Source organism: Arcicella sp. BE140 (genome assembly GCF_031456255.1).
Lineage (GTDB): Bacteria > Bacteroidota > Bacteroidia > Cytophagales > Spirosomataceae > Arcicella > Arcicella aquatica.
Genome location: NZ_JAVDUE010000019.1, coordinates 85,460 through 103,517 on the forward strand (window position 1 = coordinate 85,460; position 18,058 = coordinate 103,517).

The following is an 18,058-nucleotide window of genomic DNA, read 5'->3' on the forward strand; positions in this document are numbered from 1 at the left end:
AAGAAATATTTTGTTGGTGTTTTATTTCCTTGTTGATGACTATGGAGATAACTCCAACGAGGGCGAAATTAGACTCTCCAATCCACCAAGAGCTGTTCGTGGAGACACGAACAACGGCGAAAGTTCAGAAACTTGGAAGAGCTTGGGTTGCCTCTTTGCAATCTAACATTGCAGTACACTCTTATCACGCCCAAGTAATCACTGGAATAAATCCGAAAGATAATAGATAAACTGATGCAAGGATATGCAGAAAAGTAAGCAAACAGATTGGGTAATAAATCATTTTGTAAGACTTCAGCTTTCTTGATTTGTAAATGATAAAACCTGAAGCTACAGCACCTATCACAAAAAGGATAGAACAAGTCATTAGTATAATAGAAAGAAATGTAGGTTTGGAAAATAGTAAATCGATATTGTCAATCCTCCAAAAAGGTAAGGCAAAAGTTAGGATTATCAGTAAACTTGAGATGATAGGCAACCAACTTATTTGCATTGATGCTTTGTATTTTTCTTTGTTAATTGCGTATAAAATAACTAGGATGAAAAAAATGCTGAATGTGGTAATCATCATCACTACCCAAAGCCCTAATAAAGCTAATTGACCGAATACTCGGAAAGTTGAAATTGGCTTTAGAACGGAATCCTCCGAGTACAATACTTCCCCTTCATTTGGATCTACTGCTTTTACTAAACCAATTTTTTGGGTTGAACTATGGGTAAATTGAGTAGGAGAGATAGGATGGTAAGTAGTTATTGTTCCGGGAATCAGCCATGACCTGACCACCGTATTGTCGTGAATTGCTATTTTTGCAATGCCAGCAAAAAGAGCATCTTGATAAAATAATTTTTGATTTCGTGGATTGATGGCAAGATAATAACCTTCATTGATAGCTATCCGACCTGTATAAGTGGGCGGGTGTTGTTCAGAAATCGAAAGTGTTGCTACTTCATAATCACGGATTAAAGCGATAATTTGTTGCATAGCCTGCGCATTGTTGGCATTCAATAATATTACATGCCCAATACCATGTTCGGGTAGATAAGCCAGTTGTGAAAGTCCACCATCTATTGCCCCATCATGACCATGATAAGTCAACCCATTATGGATACTCGTAAAATTGCCAAGACCATACCCTAAAGCTAGTCCTGCTTTAGCCGCAGGAGTACTTTGTGGCAGTTCCATGCTATTGATAGACTCTTTTTTAAATAGTATCAGAGAATCAACTTTTCCTCGATTTAATAACAACTTAAGCAACTGAGCCATATCTTTTGGCGAGGCATTTAATGCACCAGCTGGACGATACAGCTCATTCTTATAATCTACTCTTTTCATTGCCCAATTATAAGTTTTAGCACTCCATTGTTTATATAATGAATCATTGAAAAAAGTGGTATGCTCCATGCTTAGTGGTTTCAAAATAGCTTTAGCGACATATTTTTCATAGGGCATTCCACTGATTTTTTCAACGATATAGGCCATTACTGCATATCCTGAATTACAATAAGACATTCTAGAACCAGGTGTCCATCTTGATTTTCTCGAATGTGGATGAAACGCCAAGGCAGTTTTTAAAGCTATGGGTCGAGCTTCGTTATGAACCATTTCTACTAAATGCATTTCATCCCAACCAGTAGTATGTTCAAGGAGATGAACTATTCGAACTGGATGAGTTTTTTCCCAAGGATTTTCAAATTTAACTTCTGGTATTATGTCTTTAATTGGATTTTCAAGCGATAATTTACCTTCTTCTTGTAGTTTAAGAACGGCCAATGCTACAAACATTTTTGAAATAGAAGCTGTTCTGAAGATGGTGTTTTCAGATATGTTATGGTTGCTAACAGATTTGTCTTCACCCATGGTGAAAATCATGTCGGGTTTTTCTTTGCGAATAAATGCTAATCCAACACATAGTCCATTATAGTTTTTGACAACCTTCTCAATGTCTTTTTTCAATTGATTGAATCTAGGTTCCTGACCAGATGGGTTTGAGGAATTGCTCAAACTATTAAAGGAGAAAATTAACACAAGGAGTCCTGAAAGGAATATTTTATAATATTTATTCAGCATAGTATTCAGATTTGAAGTTTTTTATTCTGACTCATCAATTAATCCACACTCATGGCATGACTTTGATAAAACTACATCAAGCTTGGATTTATTTTTTTGTCCGACAAATAATGTGCATACTACCTTTTTGATAACATCCTAATGGCAAAGAATTAATAAAATTATCAAATGATTGTTTTATTTGTAAAACGTTTGAAATTTCTTTTGTCAAATCATCAATTAACATAGCTTCAATCAATTTATTTCTATAATGCGATGGAGTCCAGTAATTTTTAAATGAATAATTTGTTTTAGTTGAATATTCGATAGCGAATACACTTCCATCAGTACCTAAATTCCAACCATTAATTTGTTCTTCTGATGGTAAATTAAATATTGATTTTTCATTGAATAAATTATAAATATGTTTTGCTGTTGAAGTATCAATAGTTGATTTAATAGAGAATAATCTATCTTGCTTCTGTATTGATTTTTTATTTTTTGGGAGAGTGTAAGAAAATGTAAAATGTGTAAGACTTCCATAAAATACGTTATAGTCATTAGTCCAAATATCAATGGCTTGATTTTCAGTAGATAACCGAAAGTGTAGAGTGTCTAAGCTGGTTTGTAAGTTTTCAAGTTTTGTTTTTTGAAAGATATCTTGTTTATCTTCAAAATAAAAAGATTTGTTTCCATTCTCATTCATTGGAATAGAAGACGTCTTAATTTGAGCACTACATAAAGAAACCAAGGATAGCAATAAGCTTGTTAGTATTTGTTTCATGGTGATTTTCAACATTAATGCATATATAAATCAACTTGGTATAGTTTTAACTATTTTAAATTTGAAGTTACCACTACACTTCTATAATCAAATGTATAATTTCCCCTACTTCCCCTGATACTTCTTGATAAAATCAATCAGTCCATCTAATGCACAAGGAGAAAAGTATCTTCACATTGTTCGTGTCACCACGAACAATTTTCTCGTTAAGTTACTAATCTGAATTGCTCTTGCCAATGGCTTAATATTCCAAATTCATCTTCGCCATTATTCGTGTCACCACGAACAATTTTCTCATTAAGTTACTAATCTGAATTACTCTTGCCAATGGCTTAATATTCCAAATTCATCTATCGTATGTTCATAAAATTTGGCTGAGGAATATCTATAGTTTTCAGGTAAATCAGCTAAACTCCATTTTTCAACGATAGGGTTATTGTGGATATAGTCAATTTTTTGTTGCCAAACAGTTGGTGAATACAAAGCAATTGGAAGACTATTTCTTTGCCAAAAATGATATTTACGATTGGCAGATTCTACTTCAAAATAGGATAAGACTTTCGGATGATTTAATGATAAATCTTCTAAAAACCTGTGTCCTGTATATTTCATAAAACTAGCATTTGGCATCTCTTTCCCATTTTTAGCTAACATTGTCCAAATTAGATGGATGTGATTTGGCATAATAACAAATGCAAATACTTTAATTTTTTGTTGAGCTACTAAATACTGTAAGCTGCTGATAATAATATCCTTATACTTATCAGGCTTCAATAATTTTTGCCAATTTAAAATGGTGGCGGTGTAAAAATATGGGACACCTATTTGCATACTCGAATATTGCATAACTGATTGAGTTTTGAAAATTTTCTTAGAGTTGTTCGTGGAGACACGAACAACGGCGAAGGACACGAACAACGGCGAAAGAGTTGTTCGTGGAGACACGAACAACGGCGAAAGAGCTTACCAATCTTTTTGTGCTTCAACCCACCTTTGGCTGTCAGTAAAGCAAACAGTCCTAATAACAAAGCGACCGAGCCCGCAGTAATATGTATAATAATGTTTAAGGTGTGCATAATATCGGGCTTGTGCATGATTTAAGGTTGATAAGGTTAGTGTGATTAGGGTATGCTTTTGGGATTTACAATAAAGTATACATGATAAATATGCTAATTATTTGTTAAAGTCTTTGTATGATGTTGGTTATAAATTTTGCCTCATAAATTAAAAGAGCTTTGACAACTTTTTAAAAAGTTGTCAAAGCTAAAAAGATTAAATGTAGATGCTCATTTCTTGATTGTAATTCCCCTACAAACAAAAATCCCCTTCACATCGCTGTAAAGGGGATTTTTGTTATTTTGAAAATTGCCCTAATATCGCTCGTAAAGACACGAGTAATTGCAATCAGGAACAATGGTAAGTGCGATTAAAAACTCAAGGCTCAAAGCTCATAGCTAACAGCTATTACACATTAATATCACCAACCATTTCTTCTGGTTTCACCCAAGCGTCAAATTCTTCTGCTGTTAAGTAACCTAAAGCGATAGCAGTCTCTTTCAACGTTGAACCATTTTTATGAGCCGTCTGTGCAATCTCAGCCGATTTATAATAACCAATCTTAGTGTTCAATGCCGTTACCAACATCAACGAGTTGTTTACGTGTTTCTTGATGTTTTCGTGTAATGGTTGGATACCTTCAGCACATTTATCATTAAACGCCACACACACATCGCCAATCAAACGAGCAGAGTGTAGGAAGTTGTAAATCATTACTGGTTTGAAAACGTTCAATTCAAAATGACCCATCGAACCGCCAATACCAATTGCCACATCGTTACCCATTACCTGTGCCGACACCATCGTCATCGCTTCGCACTGTGTTGGGTTAACTTTCCCTGGCATGATAGATGAACCTGGTTCGTTGTCTGGAATATAGATTTCACCAATACCCGAACGAGGTCCCGACGAAAGCATACGAACATCATTACCGATTTTCATTAAGCTAACTGCTACAGTCTTCAACGCACCATGAGCTTCCACGATAGCATCGTGTGCAGCCAAGGCTTCAAATTTATTTTCAGCCGTAATAAAAGGTAAGCCTGTTAAATCAGCAATATGTTTTGCTACGTTTTCAGCATATCCTTTTGGCGTATTGATACCCGTCCCTACGGCAGTACCACCCAAGGCTAATTCAGAAAGGTGAGCCAACGTATTGTTGATAGCACGTAAACCGTGGTCAAGCTGAGAAACATAACCCGAGAATTCTTGTCCTAAAGTCAAAGGCGTAGCATCCATAAAGTGTGTACGACCAATCTTCACTACATCCTTGAATTCTTTTGCCTTAGCATCTAAGGTATTGCGCAATTTGGTAATGCCCGGAATCGTTACTTCTACCAAAATCTTGTATGCCGCAATGTGCATCGCCGTTGGGAAAGTATCGTTAGACGACTGCGATTTGTTTACATCATCGTTCGGGTGAATGTATTTTGTTTCGTCCAACAAATCTCCACCGTTAATTACGTGAGCTCTGTAAGCAACAACTTCGTTACAGTTCATGTTCGACTGCGTTCCCGAACCAGTTTGCCAAACTACCAAAGGAAATTGGTCGTCCAACTTGCCTTCCAAGATTTCATCACATACTTGTCCGATAAGGTTTTTCTTATCTTCTGCCAATACACCAGCCTCGAAATTGGTGATAGCTGCCGCTTTTTTCAAATAGGCAAACGCACGGATAATTTCTTTAGGCATCTTGTTGATGTCTTGAGCAATAGGAAAGTTCATGATTGAACGTTGCGTTTGAGCTCCCCAGTAAACATTGGCAGGCACTTGTACCTTACCCATCGTGTCTTTTTCTATTCTGTATTCCATTTCTACCTTTTGAAAATATGAGAATTAGCGAATACCCCTGCTTGTTTCCAACAAGGTTACTCCTGATTAAACTTGACTGCAAAGGTAGAAATGAAAAGGAAACGTAGGATGTTTTTTTGATTTTTTTGTGGTAAAATGATAGATAATAACTTTCGGCTGTCGCATATCGCTTATCCAAGACTGCTATTTTTTTTGCCCGCTATACTTCTCCTATTTCAACACAGCAGGTAAAAGATATTCCCTCACGATAGTATCCGACTGCGGATGTGCATAAGGTTTGTTATAAGCCTTGGCTGTAATGATGATGACGATGGGCAAATCTTTGAAAATGATAAATTGATTACCGCCATTGCCTGCACAATAAAAGGCCTCATAATTCTTGCCCGCTACCTGAAAGGTCTTATTCCAAAACAAATAACTATAATATTCATTTTCTCTTTCAGGAATCTGTATTTGCTTGGTCAATGTTTTAGCAACCCAGTCGGCAGGAATAATTTGCTTGCCGTGCCATTGCCCATTGTTTTTATATACCTGTGCATACTTAGCATAGTCTATGGCTCTCATCTGGAGGCTCCCTGCCGTATTTACTACGTTTTGTGGAGTATATTGCCATTGATATTTCGTGATATTTAAAGGCTTAAACAGTTTTTTATCAGTATATTTTTCTAAGCCTTCTGGCACAGTCTTATGTAAAATATCACCCATCAGTACCACACCCGCAGTAAAATAATCCCATTGAGCACCGTTCTTTTTATGCGTATCCATAGGTAAATCTAACGTGAATTTTACCCAATTATCGGTAGGATACATATTCTCTTCATTACCAGGTGAATCGCCATCAGCGTCTGAACCTTCAAAGGCGGAACTCATCATAAGTAGGTTCTTTATGGTTACTTGTTCTTTGCTTTCAGCGTAATTGGCAAACTTTTTTAAATCATAAAACTCCTTCAAGGGTTGGTTTTCGTTGTTGATGTACCCATCCTTTATGGCGATTCCCATCATGGTAGAAGTAAATGATTTTCCTGCCGACCGTGGGTCATGAAGGGTACTTCTGTTGGCATCGTTAAAATATTCTTCCAACAATAATTTATGGTCTTTAATAACCACGATGCTTGTAATATCCTTTAGCTCGTATTTAGCAATAGCCGTATTCAAGGCTTCTATCTTCTTAGTGTCGTATTTAGCCTTTGATATTTCCCAGTCACTGTTTGGGGCAATTGGTTGTATGGCTATTTCTTCCTTCGTAATCACAGGCGTTTTAATGACCAATTCTATTTGCCCTTGTGCAATAATTTCTCCTACTCTTAGGTCATTATCACTTAGTCTTACATAAGGCTTGAGTACAATTTTTAGTTGATGTTTCCCTTCTGTCAATGCCTTGTCGCCTCCATTTAGTTTGAACCTGTCCCACATATACATCGCCCACCAGCCTTCACCTGTAGTACTTGTGAGCGGAACTCTAAAAGTAGTCACCGTATTTTTGTTCACACTAGACCCAAAATTACAGCCATGATGAATGTTTTCTTGATAGATAGGGTTGCCATCAACAAAAAACGAAAATTGAAGATTACCACTTTTTAAGAGTTCATCAACCGATAATTCGGGTGCCAATTGATGGATATAATTAGTTACCGAATTTGCCATAAATACCCTAATGTTTAGGCTAGTTTTGCGGGATAATTCAAAAGTGCTGAGAAAATCCTCCTCCTTATAAACATTCAGAGGAATGTTGCTAGCCATAAAAGTAATCTTCCCTATGTTGGCTTGATGAAGGGGGTTAGTAATGACTTCGGGTGTGAAAATATCTTTTATTTGCCCAGAGGTTTTCAGCGAGATTAACACGCTGAAAAGAATGATTAATACCTGTTTCATGATAATACGTTATTTAAGAGACAAATTTAAACGGATGAGTTTTCCCAAAATAGAACAGGATTAACATGGAAGCCTTAACTAAAAAGTATTTTTCGATAGGCAGAAGGATTCATGCCATTGATTTGTTTAAAACAGCGTATAAAATGACTCTGGTCGGCAAAACCACACTCAAAGGCGATATCAGTCAGTTGTTTTCTTTTGTCGGATAACAGGGAGAGCGATTTCTGCACTTTTAATTTTCGGATGTATTCGCCAAAGGTGCAATGAAAGTATTTAGAAAAGTCTCTGGAAAGGTGTACAGGGTGAATATTGAGGGTTTCAGATAAAAAGCCTAAGGTAAGGTTATCAGCAAACTGGTCGTTCAGGATTTCATTGATTGTGGCTACCCATGAAGGATTTTTGTGTAACAACGATTGGTGTCCCTCCGCCATTTGAGACAACACATCTAGCAATAATCCTTGGATAGATAGGGGAGAGGTAGGGTCTTGTATTTTTGTTTCTGTAAATATTTTATACATCAAAAGCTTAAGGGCAGGGTCTGACAGGTTCACATTGCCTTGTATGTTATCACCTTTCAACAACAATTCATCAAACCAACTTTTTTCTATTTCTACATGAAAACCTCGGGTAAAACCTTCGGGTTTGATATTGTAATGTGCATCCTGCCAATGATGAAATAGCAACGTACCAGCAGGGCAATGATAAACCTCTTTTTTGTTACCTTCAATTACGTCGCCCGCTAAGATAAAGGTAAAATAGGCATTTTCATGGTAGTGCCAATCTACTTTAGGTTGCGTATAAACGGTATCCGTTAGCGTAAGTCCATCCAGATGAATGGTTTGATTCGTTTGCCCGTAAAATTCTCCCTTCTTTAAATGATTCATCGTAATATAGTAGCTAACAGTACTCATTGACTAAATTTCGATGGCAATATACAGTAAATATGAATGAACTAGCTTTCATTTGGGATGAATAGGCTGATTGGTGGGATGGGGGAATGAGTTGTGAGCTATGAGCAATGAGCTTTGAGGTGTTTTTTACCGACGCGAAAAATTCCTATTAGCGGGTGACTTAAGTCCTATCGATTACCCACATCTTTTAAAAAGTTAAAATAAGGATGTGATTATTGATAAAATGGGTTCAAATGGGCTTAAATCGCCTTTCAAACCGAGCTTTGGTCGTCTAATGTCACAGCCTGACTACGTGAATCTCTTATCCCTAGCGAGGGACTTAAGTCCCTCGCTAGGGATAAGAGATAGATTATCAGATATTTATACACTTATGGGTAATTGATAGTACTTAAGTCACCCGCTAATAGGAATTTTTCGCCCTGTTGGCGTTTTAACGGGGTCGCTTAGACTCAATTTGTTGGTCTAGGCGTCACTCGTAAAATACGAGCGACTGCGTCTCAATCCATTAAACAATCACTCAATCACTAACTCACAATTCACTAACTATCCAACTCCTTATTAGTCGCAATCAAAAAGACATTCTTCAATACATTCATCAACTCTTCTATCTTCATTGGCTTGGCTACGTAATCGTCCATGCCTTTTTGCAGACAAATATCTCTGTCTTCGCTCATGGCATTGGCCGTCATGGCAACGATGGTAGGATGGGGGCCTGGCAGACTTTTAATAATACTGGTTGCCTCAAAGCCATCCATTTCTGGCATTTGCACATCCATTAATATTACGTCATAAGATTTTTCTTTTATCTTTTCCAACACCAACAAACCGTTCTCAACAATATCACAGGCATAGCCCAGTTTGTTTAAGACTCTGGCTATTAGTTTCTGGTTAACGGCATTATCCTCAGCAACGAGGATTGTCAAAGGATACGATTCGGCAAAATCGGTGTTTAGGTTACCGATTGGTTTTTCTGTTTGAGGCATTTTGCTATGTCCATTTAATGAAAACTGAATACCATTACACAAATGTTGTAGTTTTATGGGCTTTACAAGGATAGAAGTAAAGAGGTTGGGATATTTCTTCTTGCTTTCGTCACCAATAGAACTAAGCATCACAATCGGAATATTAGCATCAATAGCCTTGATAGCTTTGGCCAAAGCAATGCCATCCATCTCAGGCATTTCCATGTCAGTAATCACTAGCTGAATATGCTTGTTGGTACTAAATATCTCCAGTCCTTCTTTTCCCGACGATGCTGACACTGGTATCAAGTTCCAGTTTTGTAGTTGTTTCTTCAAAATCGTCAGGTTCGTCTGGTTATCATCTATCACCAATACTACTGTTCCACTCATTGGATTGAGGTCGCATTGATTAGTAATCATTGGAATAGTATTGCTCACCTGTGTGACGATACTAAAACTAAATACAGACCCTTTGCCATATTCACTTTTTACAGAAACTTCACCACCCATTAATTCTACTAAGCGAGTACAAATTGCTAACCCCAAGCCCGTACCACCATATTTACGGGTAGTAGAGGAATCTACCTGCGAAAATGCCTTGAATAGCTTACCAATTTTTTCTTTCGGAATTCCTATTCCAGTGTCTTTTACACTAAAGCCAATGGTAACATCTTCTTTGTTCGTAGGTTTTTCGAGAAGGTGCACCTTCACAAATATTTCACCTTTGGTCGTAAACTTAACAGCGTTATTAATCAGGTTTATCAAGATTTGCTTTAACCTCAGCGAATCGCCAATGATATGTAATGGTACATCCTGATTGATTTCATAAATAAGGTCAATGCCCATTTGTGCCGTTCGGTGCGCGAATATATCCATCACATCCTCTATCGTACTGCGGAGGTCGAAGCTTTCCTTCTCTATGTCCATCTTACCAGACTCTATCTTAGAAAAATCTAAAATATCGTTGATAACACTTAACAGGCTTTCGCCACAGGTGATGATAGTATCGGTATATTCCTGTTGCTCGTTGTCTAGTTTGGTTTGGGTGAGTAATGATGCCATCCCAATTACGCCATTCAGCGGCGTTCTGATTTCGTGGCTCATCGTAGCCAAAAACACACTTTTGGCTTGGTTAGCTTTTTCTGCTTCTTCTCTGGCTTGTTGTTCTTGCTCTTTTTGTGCAGTAAGTTCTGTGTTGAGTTCCAGCAAATTTTCAGCTTGAAGGGCTAACTCTTCCGACTTAACAAATAGCTCATCGTTCAATTCACTAAGCTGTATAGTCCGTTCTTTTACAAGTTTTTCCAGTTCTAATTTTTGTTTGTTAGACTTGTTGAGGCGGTGTGTATAAAACTTGTGTACACCCAACAAAATAAGAATAATAGCAACAACCCTCAGCCAAAGATTATCCCAGAATGGCGGGCTAATGATAATATCAATTGATTTGGCATGATGATTCCAGACCCCATTGTTGTTAGACCCAATTACTTTAAAAGTATAATGACCAGGAGATAAGTTGTTATAAACAGCTCTGCGTTCAGTACTTGGCGGAGACCATTGTTCGTCTAGTCCCTCTAGGATATACGAGTACTGATTTCTATCAGGATATACATAATTGAGGGCTGCAAAATTAAAACTAATAGACGATTGTTTATAGTTCAATTTTATTTCGTCTGTATAGCCAATATCCTTCGTCAAGCCAATCGACGAAGTATCAGAAGTAAGCATTGGATGGTTTGACAACAAGAAGCTAGTGATGAATACAGGCGGAACATATTTGTTTACTTTTATCTCAGCAGGATAAAATATATTCATACCTTTAATACCTCCAAAAATCATTTGTCCTTCTTTGGTTTGTAGGTAGGCATTGGCTTCAAATTCCATGTTTTGTAGCCCATCGCGCGTATTGAATGATCTACTTGATAAAGATTTAGGATTAAGTTCAATCAAACCGTTAGACGTAGAAACCCATAAATTATTAAGGTTGTCTTCCAAGATTCCCTTCACAAAATTGTTGTCTATATCCGTTCTAGTATTGATAAAGTTGAACTTATTTTTCGCCTTATCGAACTTGTACAGCCCCTTCATCCCGACCCACACTGTACCTTTTTTATCAACAAAAATTACCCTAGCATCAGTCTTTGTATTGGGTTCATTGAAATAATGTGAGAATACCCCACTCGCTAGGTTATAGCGATTTAGTCCACCGTCGTCTGTCCCAAACCATATATTACCGTCGTGGTCTTCACCAATTGAAACGACATTATTGCCCGAAAACGAAGAAGTATTGTTTTTCCCAGCGATTATTCGCTTGAAAGTACGTGTTTTAGCATCCCATAAATTAATCCCTCCATAATAAGTAGCTATCCAAAAATTCCCTTTGCTGTCGAGGTGCATATCTTGCAGGAAATTTGAACTGAGCGAACCTTGCACTTTAGGGTCATTTTTGAAATGTGTAAAAATGCCCTTAGCTTTATTAAGCACACTTATGCCACTACCCCATGTACCTACCCATAAATTCCCCTGAGCATCTTCTGCGATGGTCTGTACCGCATTGGATGACAAGCTTTTAGGGTTGTTTTTGTCATATACATAATGTTTGAATTTCTCTGTTTTTGGATTAAATAAGTTCAGTCCACCGCCATCCGTACCTACCCAAATATCATTATCTTTATCCTGATAAAAAGCCTTTACATCGTTATAACTTAAAGAAGTTGCTTCGTTGGTTTTTCTAAATAGTTTAAATTTATCAACACCCATCGCATATAAATCTACCCCTCCGCGGTGCATACCAATCCATAAATTCCCTTGTTTATCTTCAAACAGTGCTGATACCGTACTGTTTGAAAGGCTCAATGGAAACTCGGGTTTTGGGTAATAATTATAAAACTTTTGGGTCGATGGTTTATACAAAATCAATCCATTGTTGATAGTCCCTATCCAAATATTTCCTTTGTTATCAGCTAACAAGCTCAATACCATATAATTATTAGGAATGTATGGAAGGTCGGGTAGGTGATTGTAGCCTTGTAAATTGTTTTTAGCAGGGTTATAACTTATCATCCCCGCATTATCAGTTCCCAACAAAATATTGCCACTATTATCTTCTTCTATGGCATTAATCGCATTGTTTTTAGTAGCAAGTAGTGCATTGAACTTGTGCGATTTTGTGTCAAATTCCACTAGTCCACGTTGTGTACCCAACCACAATCGACCATTTTTATCTTTTAAAATACAGTTAATCTTATTCAGCTCAACATCACTGCTGGGTTGTTTGAAATGTTGTACCTCTTGGGTTTTAATATTAAATAATTCTAAGCCGTTATCGATTGTACTAATCCATAGGTTTTTTCCTGTAGGATCCTCAGTGATACCCGTGATAACATTAGAAGAAAAGGATTTATGATTGTTGTCAGCGTGTTTGAAATGAGTAAATTTATTGGTTACAGGGTCAAAACGATTGAGTCCTCCCGATGTCCCTATCCATACTTTATGATCTGAACTCTCATAGATACATCTGATATAATTGTCGCTGATAGAGGTTGGATTGTTTTCATCATTTTTAAAGACAGTAATTTTTACACCGTCGTATTTATTTAAGCCGTCACGTGTACCAAACCACAAGAACCCTCTACTTCCTTGAAAAATACAATTTACAGAGGTGTTGCTCAACCCTTGATCATTGCTGAGATGCCTAAAACGTGAACTTGATATTTGTGCAAACCCTTTAACCCCCAAAAAGGAAAACAAGCTGACTAGCAACAGGTTTTTAAAAAATCGGCTTGTATTATACGTATTGGAAAACGTGAGAAGACACATCATTTTCATCAATTAAAGTAGTAAAGGTTTTAGAAAGTCTGGTAATAATAATGGTACAATATTATACTTACGATTATTATTGTAATAAGGATTTGGGTCAAATATAATAAAAAATGTCATACAGTATTAGTAGCCTGACGTATAATAGGTAGACGAATATTTTTAAAAACTATAACGAGAGATTTATTAATAAAATAACTGATTGTATTATAAATAGCGCTATACGTAGGTTGAAAGAAGAATTATTTGTTTGAAATACTGCATCGAAAAGTGTATTTATTCAATAATGAATTATTGATGACTAAATATTATTGTCCTAAGGTTTTTTTCGTAATATGCTTGTAAATATAATTTTTATAAAGCCACCTATTAAGAATAGATTCTACCCATGGGCAATATAAATCTTGTATTTTATAACATTCTCTTTACAAATTCTTATCATAAAAGAGGGCATCGTCAGGTTAAATTGGACAAACAATTCAAGGCATTAAATCATGTTAAAGTTTAATTTTTTAAACTTTATAAAATGCTAATTATCAGCAACGAATTAACAATAATATTACTGGAAATATTCAGCAAAGTAATACGTACAATCCTTTGGTTAAGTACGCCCTATTTATAGTAATTATCCTATTTTATATTGAAGATTATCTAAATTATAGTTTTACGAAAACACTTAAAACACATATATCATGAGAAAAATTGCTTTATTTTTAATCGTTCTACTAACTATTGTAAGTTGTAAAAAAGACGAACCAGTATCACCCGACTTTTCGGATATTTTTGTAGGAACATGGACAGCAACGACCTTAAAGGGAAGTGGGAATACCATAAGCTTAGTTGGTATAAAAGACCCAGCCCTTTATATGGTTATAACGAGGGTGGCTAATAATAAGTTAAATGCTACGCTTAGTAGCTATTCTAATGGACAAACTACAAAGTCAGGTACCTTGAATTCGATATTGCTAAGAATGGCGATACATATACTTTCACAAACACCACACAATCATCAAGCAATAGTAGTGTTTATTTTAAGTATTCGATGCTAACTGGCGAGTTATTGGTGGGCGGTCTTAGTTCGAACGGAAGTCCTATTGAGGCTACCTTCAAAAAATAAAAGCTGTTATGCTAAATAAGCGATGTCAGTCGCTTGGTTTTTACTGAGCGACTGATATTTTTAAACCTTTTCATTAATTTGATTAATAAATGCTATTGCTTCGGGCATTAATATTTTCTGGTTTAAGAATGAACTTATAAATTCAAAATTACTATCCATTGTCGCAATATTTCCTTTAATTATATGTGTAAGCATTTCTTCTGAAATGTCAGAATCATCATAAATAAAACATGTTTTTAATCTGAGTTCTCCGTCTGAAAAATCCATTTCAAAAGTACCTAAAAACAAAATATAATTGAGCCTTAATAAGATTTCAGCTATCTGGCTTCGCAATTCTTTGGGAACATTTTTAGGGTATATACTAAAAAAAAAAATTTTTTTATCTTGCTCCTTTACATCTAAAATACAATGAAACTTTCCATTATTAGTAATAATTCCTAGAAATGCAATATGGCTTTCATCTTCAATTTCATCAGGAAGAGAATACTTCCATTCCTGAGATTCAAAGTATGCTAATATTTTTTTAAACATAGTCATATTTTTTTGACTCTCTGTTATAAATATTTTCGTCTTCGGTTAAAGTAATACTATTAAAATCTTTATTTGATAGCCTAATAGTTAATTTTAATGATGGTTCATTGAAGATATAAAATAGCGTTTGTTGTGTTTCGTCAATAGCCTTTTTAAAAGGTAATTGGTAATGTAATTTCTCCTTACTACCCTCAAAGTGTTTATGAAAATTAGAGAAGTAATCTTGAGCCGAAGTTCCAGTAAAATCTAATTTACTAACCTCAGCAATATCATTCTGGATTATTTCTTTGGGTGTCTTTTCAAGATAGTTATCAAGAAAACCCATAATTTCTTCGTGTATTTGCTTTTTTCTATCCATTGTTAGGAAATGTTTTAATATGCTTAAAAGATTTTATTAAATCGTTTTCCTTGTCTAATAGACAAACAATAAAAATAGGATTTAAGTTGGTGAAATTTTTTCTATCTGGAACAAAATTGAAAATCTCCTTAGGGTTTATACTTGTATCAATGGCTCTAATTGCACGATAAGGGAACATTCCTTGTCGCTTAAGAAATTCAATATAATGTGCTATTCCCCAATTTTTTGTTTCTTCAAATGCTTGAAGCTTATTTATGATTTCTTGAAAATTAATCATATCTATTCTATTACCAGCTAAATCATACAATATATCTTCATCTAAAGTTAATGCTGCTTCAAAAATATAATATCTTCTCTTGTAATTATTCTGACCATGAGAGTGAGCCATACCTAAATTATTATCCCAAAAATAATAACCCGTACCAAGAAACTTGTATTGATTTGGTTCATTTTCAACATGTGTAGATAAAAATGGGCCGTTAAGTTCAATTAGGTTAATATCTCCGTCGCTACTACATGTGTGATGTGCTATTATTTTCATTGAATAGGTTAGTTCTGTAGTTATATTTACATCAAATATAAAAAATAAATGTTTACGCTCAAAGTGATAAAACGAATTCCAAGTCTATCGCTTATAGCTCTTTTCATACCTACTAATCCATTCATCCACAGTCACCTTCGTAGCCAATTCACCTATTAATTGATACGGAATTTGGTCTACCTTTTTGAAGCGTATACAGCTTTTGCCCATATCTAGTTTTGCTTTAGTATGTTTAGGATATTCAGCTACAAACCATTCATGCAAGGTAGGGTCTGAATAGACCATCATATGATATACCGCCACAAAGTTTTTTTGTGAAGCAATATTCAGAAAAGGCAAAGGTAAGGATGGGTCACAATGATAGCCATCAGGATAAAGCGAATGGGGTATTACATAACCAATCATGCCGTAGCTCATTACTTCGCTAAAACCCTCTGGTATATTTTCAAGGATTGCCTTTCGTAAGGCATTGATTGCTAGTTTTCTGTCTTCTGGTAACTGTTCAACGTATTCGTCGGGAGTTAATGCATTGCTTTGCATAGATAACCTAGTTTTGAGTTGCCATAAATATACAAAAAAAGAGGCTATTTGAAAACAAAAGCCTCTTAATCTTACTGTAAAATTCTCTTCTGAAACTCCGTCAGATGGTCGTCCGTAAAATCTAGATGAGTGACAAACCTTACTTGGTGTTTGCCAAAAGTCGTAGCACGAATTCCTTTAGCATTTAGCTGTTGAACATAGTCAGTCGCTAAAATTTTATGGTTCAAATTCAGAATTACAATATTAGTATCTACTGGTAAAACGTTTTCCACCTCAGGCAACTTGGCCATTGTTTCACCAATTATGCTGGCACGAGTATGGTCTTCTTTCAATCGATTAATATTATGGTCAAGGGCATAAATGCCAGCCGCTGCCAGATAACCAGCTTGTCGCCAACCACCACCCAAGCGTTTACGCACTCTTTTAGCTTTTTTGATAAAGGCTTTCGTTCCCAAAAGCACTGAGCCAATAGGTGTTCCTAGTCCTTTAGATAAACAAACCGACATAGAATCGAATACTTTACCATATTCTAGCGGACTTTCCTCTGTCTCTACCAAAGCATTAAATATTCTTGCACCATCTAGGTGTAAAGGAATATTGTTGGCGATACAAAGTTGTTTTATCTCTTGAATATCAGTCAATTGATAATAAGCTCCTCCACCTTTGTTGACAGTATTTTCCAAAGAAACCAATGCTGAGATAGGATGATGGATATTTTCAGGCTGAATTACTTCCTTGATTTGCCAAGCCTTCAACCGCCCCCTGTCGCCTTCAAGCAAATTGACAGATGCTAAAGAATTAGCTGCAATACCTCCGCCTTCATATAAATAAATATGCGAAAGGGCATCACAAATTACCTCGTCGCCTTGTTTCACATGGACGTTAATCGCTATTTGGTTAGTCATGGTACCCGAAGTACAAAACAAGGCTGCCTCATACCCAAACATATTGGCGGCTTTTTGTTCAAGGGCAATAACCGTTGGGTCGTCTTCAAAAACATCATCGCCGACCTCCGCAGTAAACATTGCCTCCAACATGGCAGGTGTAGGTTTCGTAAAAGTATCACTCCTTAATTCAATGGTCATGTTGTAAATAGTTTTTTGATGAAATAAGGGCAAAGATAGATATTGCGTAACTTAGTAGTGAAGGGTTTTATGGTTTTTATTACCGCAGTCGCTTGTTTCAAACGAGTGACTGCGGTAGCTATTTATGCCAATTTTGTAGGTTTTTTAACAACATAATTGGCATAAAAGCTGATAAAACAATCACCTTTACCAAAAGAGGGGATTTATAAATTAGCTTTTGTTATATCTTTCAAAACCAACATAGCACTGAATTATTCCAGAAATAATTGCTCCATAGAATATGAAGCCAATATTAGCGAATGTTCCTCCCAGTCCTAAAATAAGCCATATCGCTCCCCATATCATGTTTTTTATACCTACCTTTCTATTTTGTTTTGCTTGCCATTTTTCAATATTATCGACAATGGTAGTTGCTGTCTCTTCGTCAAGACCACGTTCTTTTAAAATATTAATAACTTCGTAAATAGACCTTTCTTCATTAATAATCAATTGCATTGCAATTTGCTTACAATCATAAATTAATTTTTTTTGTTCAAGTAGATTTCCTTCCATGACGGTTAATTTAGTAAATAATAAATAGATGTTATAATGATTATAAACGTATAGTTTTTTTGATTTCGTAATAA

At 35.9% G+C, this 18,058-nt stretch carries 14 protein-coding genes; 1 reads left to right on the forward strand and 13 read right to left on the reverse strand.

Going from position 1 to position 18,058, the window contains the following annotated elements; all coding sequences use genetic code 11:
* Positions 1 to 184: 184 nt before the first annotated feature.
* The 7 genes from J2Y60_RS21210 to J2Y60_RS21240 all read right to left on the reverse strand — a co-directional run bounded on the left by J2Y60_RS21210 (position 185) and on the right by J2Y60_RS21240 (position 13,113).
* Positions 185 to 2,068: a serine hydrolase domain-containing protein gene (locus tag J2Y60_RS21210; RefSeq protein WP_309994740.1), complete on the reverse strand. Its 1,884-nt coding sequence runs from the start codon at positions 2,066 to 2,068 to the stop codon at positions 185 to 187.
* A gap of 88 nt (positions 2,069 to 2,156) precedes the next feature.
* A complete protein-coding gene (locus tag J2Y60_RS21215) occupies positions 2,157 to 2,831 on the reverse strand; it encodes a hypothetical protein (protein WP_309923470.1) in 675 nt (224 codons plus the stop codon).
* 315 nt (positions 2,832 to 3,146) lie between these two features.
* Positions 3,147 to 3,677 carry a transposase gene (locus tag J2Y60_RS21220; RefSeq protein WP_309923472.1) on the reverse strand — a complete coding sequence of 177 codons (531 nt, stop codon included), beginning with the start codon at positions 3,675 to 3,677 and terminating at the stop codon, positions 3,147 to 3,149.
* 618 nt (positions 3,678 to 4,295) lie between these two features.
* A complete protein-coding gene (gene fumC, locus J2Y60_RS21225; protein WP_309923474.1) occupies positions 4,296 to 5,699 on the reverse strand; it encodes a class II fumarate hydratase in 1,404 nt (467 codons plus the stop codon).
* A gap of 210 nt (positions 5,700 to 5,909) precedes the next feature.
* Entirely contained in the window at positions 5,910 to 7,571 is a 1,662-nt protein-coding gene (locus J2Y60_RS21230) for a serine hydrolase (protein WP_309923476.1), read from the reverse strand.
* A 74-nt stretch (positions 7,572 to 7,645) separates the two neighbouring features.
* Entirely contained in the window at positions 7,646 to 8,455 is an 810-nt protein-coding gene (locus tag J2Y60_RS21235) for an AraC family transcriptional regulator (protein ID WP_309923478.1), read from the reverse strand.
* Between the two features lie 566 nt (positions 8,456 to 9,021).
* A complete protein-coding gene (locus J2Y60_RS21240) occupies positions 9,022 to 13,113 on the reverse strand; it encodes a two-component regulator propeller domain-containing protein (RefSeq protein ID WP_309923479.1) in 4,092 nt (1,363 codons plus the stop codon).
* Between the two features lie 839 nt (positions 13,114 to 13,952).
* Between J2Y60_RS21240 and J2Y60_RS21245 the strand changes: the two genes are divergently transcribed.
* Positions 13,953 to 14,309 (forward strand): hypothetical protein, encoded by a 357-nt coding sequence (locus J2Y60_RS21245; RefSeq protein WP_309923481.1) that lies wholly within the window; start codon positions 13,953 to 13,955, stop codon positions 14,307 to 14,309.
* Between the two features lie 128 nt (positions 14,310 to 14,437).
* Here J2Y60_RS21245 and J2Y60_RS21250 read toward each other — a convergent pair whose 3' ends face one another.
* From J2Y60_RS21250 to J2Y60_RS21275, 6 genes are all read right to left on the reverse strand, one after another.
* The gene (locus J2Y60_RS21250; protein WP_309923483.1) at positions 14,438 to 14,908 is read right to left on the reverse strand and encodes a YbjN domain-containing protein; all 471 of its coding nucleotides are present in this window, start codon (positions 14,906 to 14,908) and stop codon (positions 14,438 to 14,440) included.
* A complete protein-coding gene (locus J2Y60_RS21255) occupies positions 14,901 to 15,266 on the reverse strand; it encodes a hypothetical protein (protein WP_309923485.1) in 366 nt (121 codons plus the stop codon). The genes J2Y60_RS21250 and J2Y60_RS21255 overlap by 8 nt, the downstream gene beginning before the upstream one ends.
* Entirely contained in the window at positions 15,259 to 15,807 is a 549-nt protein-coding gene (locus tag J2Y60_RS21260; protein ID WP_309923488.1) for a hypothetical protein, read from the reverse strand. Before J2Y60_RS21260 ends, J2Y60_RS21255 begins: the two co-directional genes overlap by 8 nt.
* An 84-nt stretch (positions 15,808 to 15,891) precedes the next feature.
* A complete protein-coding gene (locus tag J2Y60_RS21265; protein ID WP_309923490.1) occupies positions 15,892 to 16,347 on the reverse strand; it encodes a DUF1801 domain-containing protein in 456 nt (151 codons plus the stop codon).
* Positions 16,348 to 16,418: 71 nt separating this feature from the next.
* Positions 16,419 to 17,432 (reverse strand): GntG family PLP-dependent aldolase, encoded by a 1,014-nt coding sequence (locus J2Y60_RS21270; RefSeq protein ID WP_309923492.1) that lies wholly within the window; start codon positions 17,430 to 17,432, stop codon positions 16,419 to 16,421.
* 210 nt (positions 17,433 to 17,642) lie between these two features.
* On the reverse strand, positions 17,643 to 17,984 hold the full coding sequence (locus J2Y60_RS21275) for a hypothetical protein (protein WP_309923494.1): 342 nt from the start codon (positions 17,982 to 17,984) through the stop codon (positions 17,643 to 17,645).
* Between the last annotated feature and the right edge of the window lie 74 nt (positions 17,985 to 18,058).

Coding starts and splice junctions, on each gene's coding strand:
- J2Y60_RS21210 (WP_309994740.1), bottom strand. CDS start 2,068: ATGCTGAATAAATATTATAAAATATTCCTTTCAGGACTCCTTGTGTTA.
- J2Y60_RS21215 (WP_309923470.1), bottom strand. CDS start 2,831: ATGAAACAAATACTAACAAGCTTATTGCTATCCTTGGTTTCTTTATGT.
- J2Y60_RS21220 (WP_309923472.1), bottom strand. CDS start 3,677: ATGCAATATTCGAGTATGCAAATAGGTGTCCCATATTTTTACACCGCC.
- fumC (WP_309923474.1), bottom strand. CDS start 5,699: ATGGAATACAGAATAGAAAAAGACACGATGGGTAAGGTACAAGTGCCT.
- J2Y60_RS21230 (WP_309923476.1), bottom strand. CDS start 7,571: ATGAAACAGGTATTAATCATTCTTTTCAGCGTGTTAATCTCGCTGAAA.
- J2Y60_RS21235 (WP_309923478.1), bottom strand. CDS start 8,455: ATGAATCATTTAAAGAAGGGAGAATTTTACGGGCAAACGAATCAAACC.
- J2Y60_RS21245 (WP_309923481.1), top strand. CDS start 13,953: ATGAGAAAAATTGCTTTATTTTTAATCGTTCTACTAACTATTGTAAGT.
- J2Y60_RS21250 (WP_309923483.1), bottom strand. CDS start 14,908: ATGTTTAAAAAAATATTAGCATACTTTGAATCTCAGGAATGGAAGTAT.
- J2Y60_RS21255 (WP_309923485.1), bottom strand. CDS start 15,266: ATGGATAGAAAAAAGCAAATACACGAAGAAATTATGGGTTTTCTTGAT.
- J2Y60_RS21260 (WP_309923488.1), bottom strand. CDS start 15,807: ATGAAAATAATAGCACATCACACATGTAGTAGCGACGGAGATATTAAC.
- J2Y60_RS21265 (WP_309923490.1), bottom strand. CDS start 16,347: ATGCAAAGCAATGCATTAACTCCCGACGAATACGTTGAACAGTTACCA.
- J2Y60_RS21270 (WP_309923492.1), bottom strand. CDS start 17,432: ATGACCATTGAATTAAGGAGTGATACTTTTACGAAACCTACACCTGCC.
- J2Y60_RS21275 (WP_309923494.1), bottom strand. CDS start 17,984: ATGGAAGGAAATCTACTTGAACAAAAAAAATTAATTTATGATTGTAAG.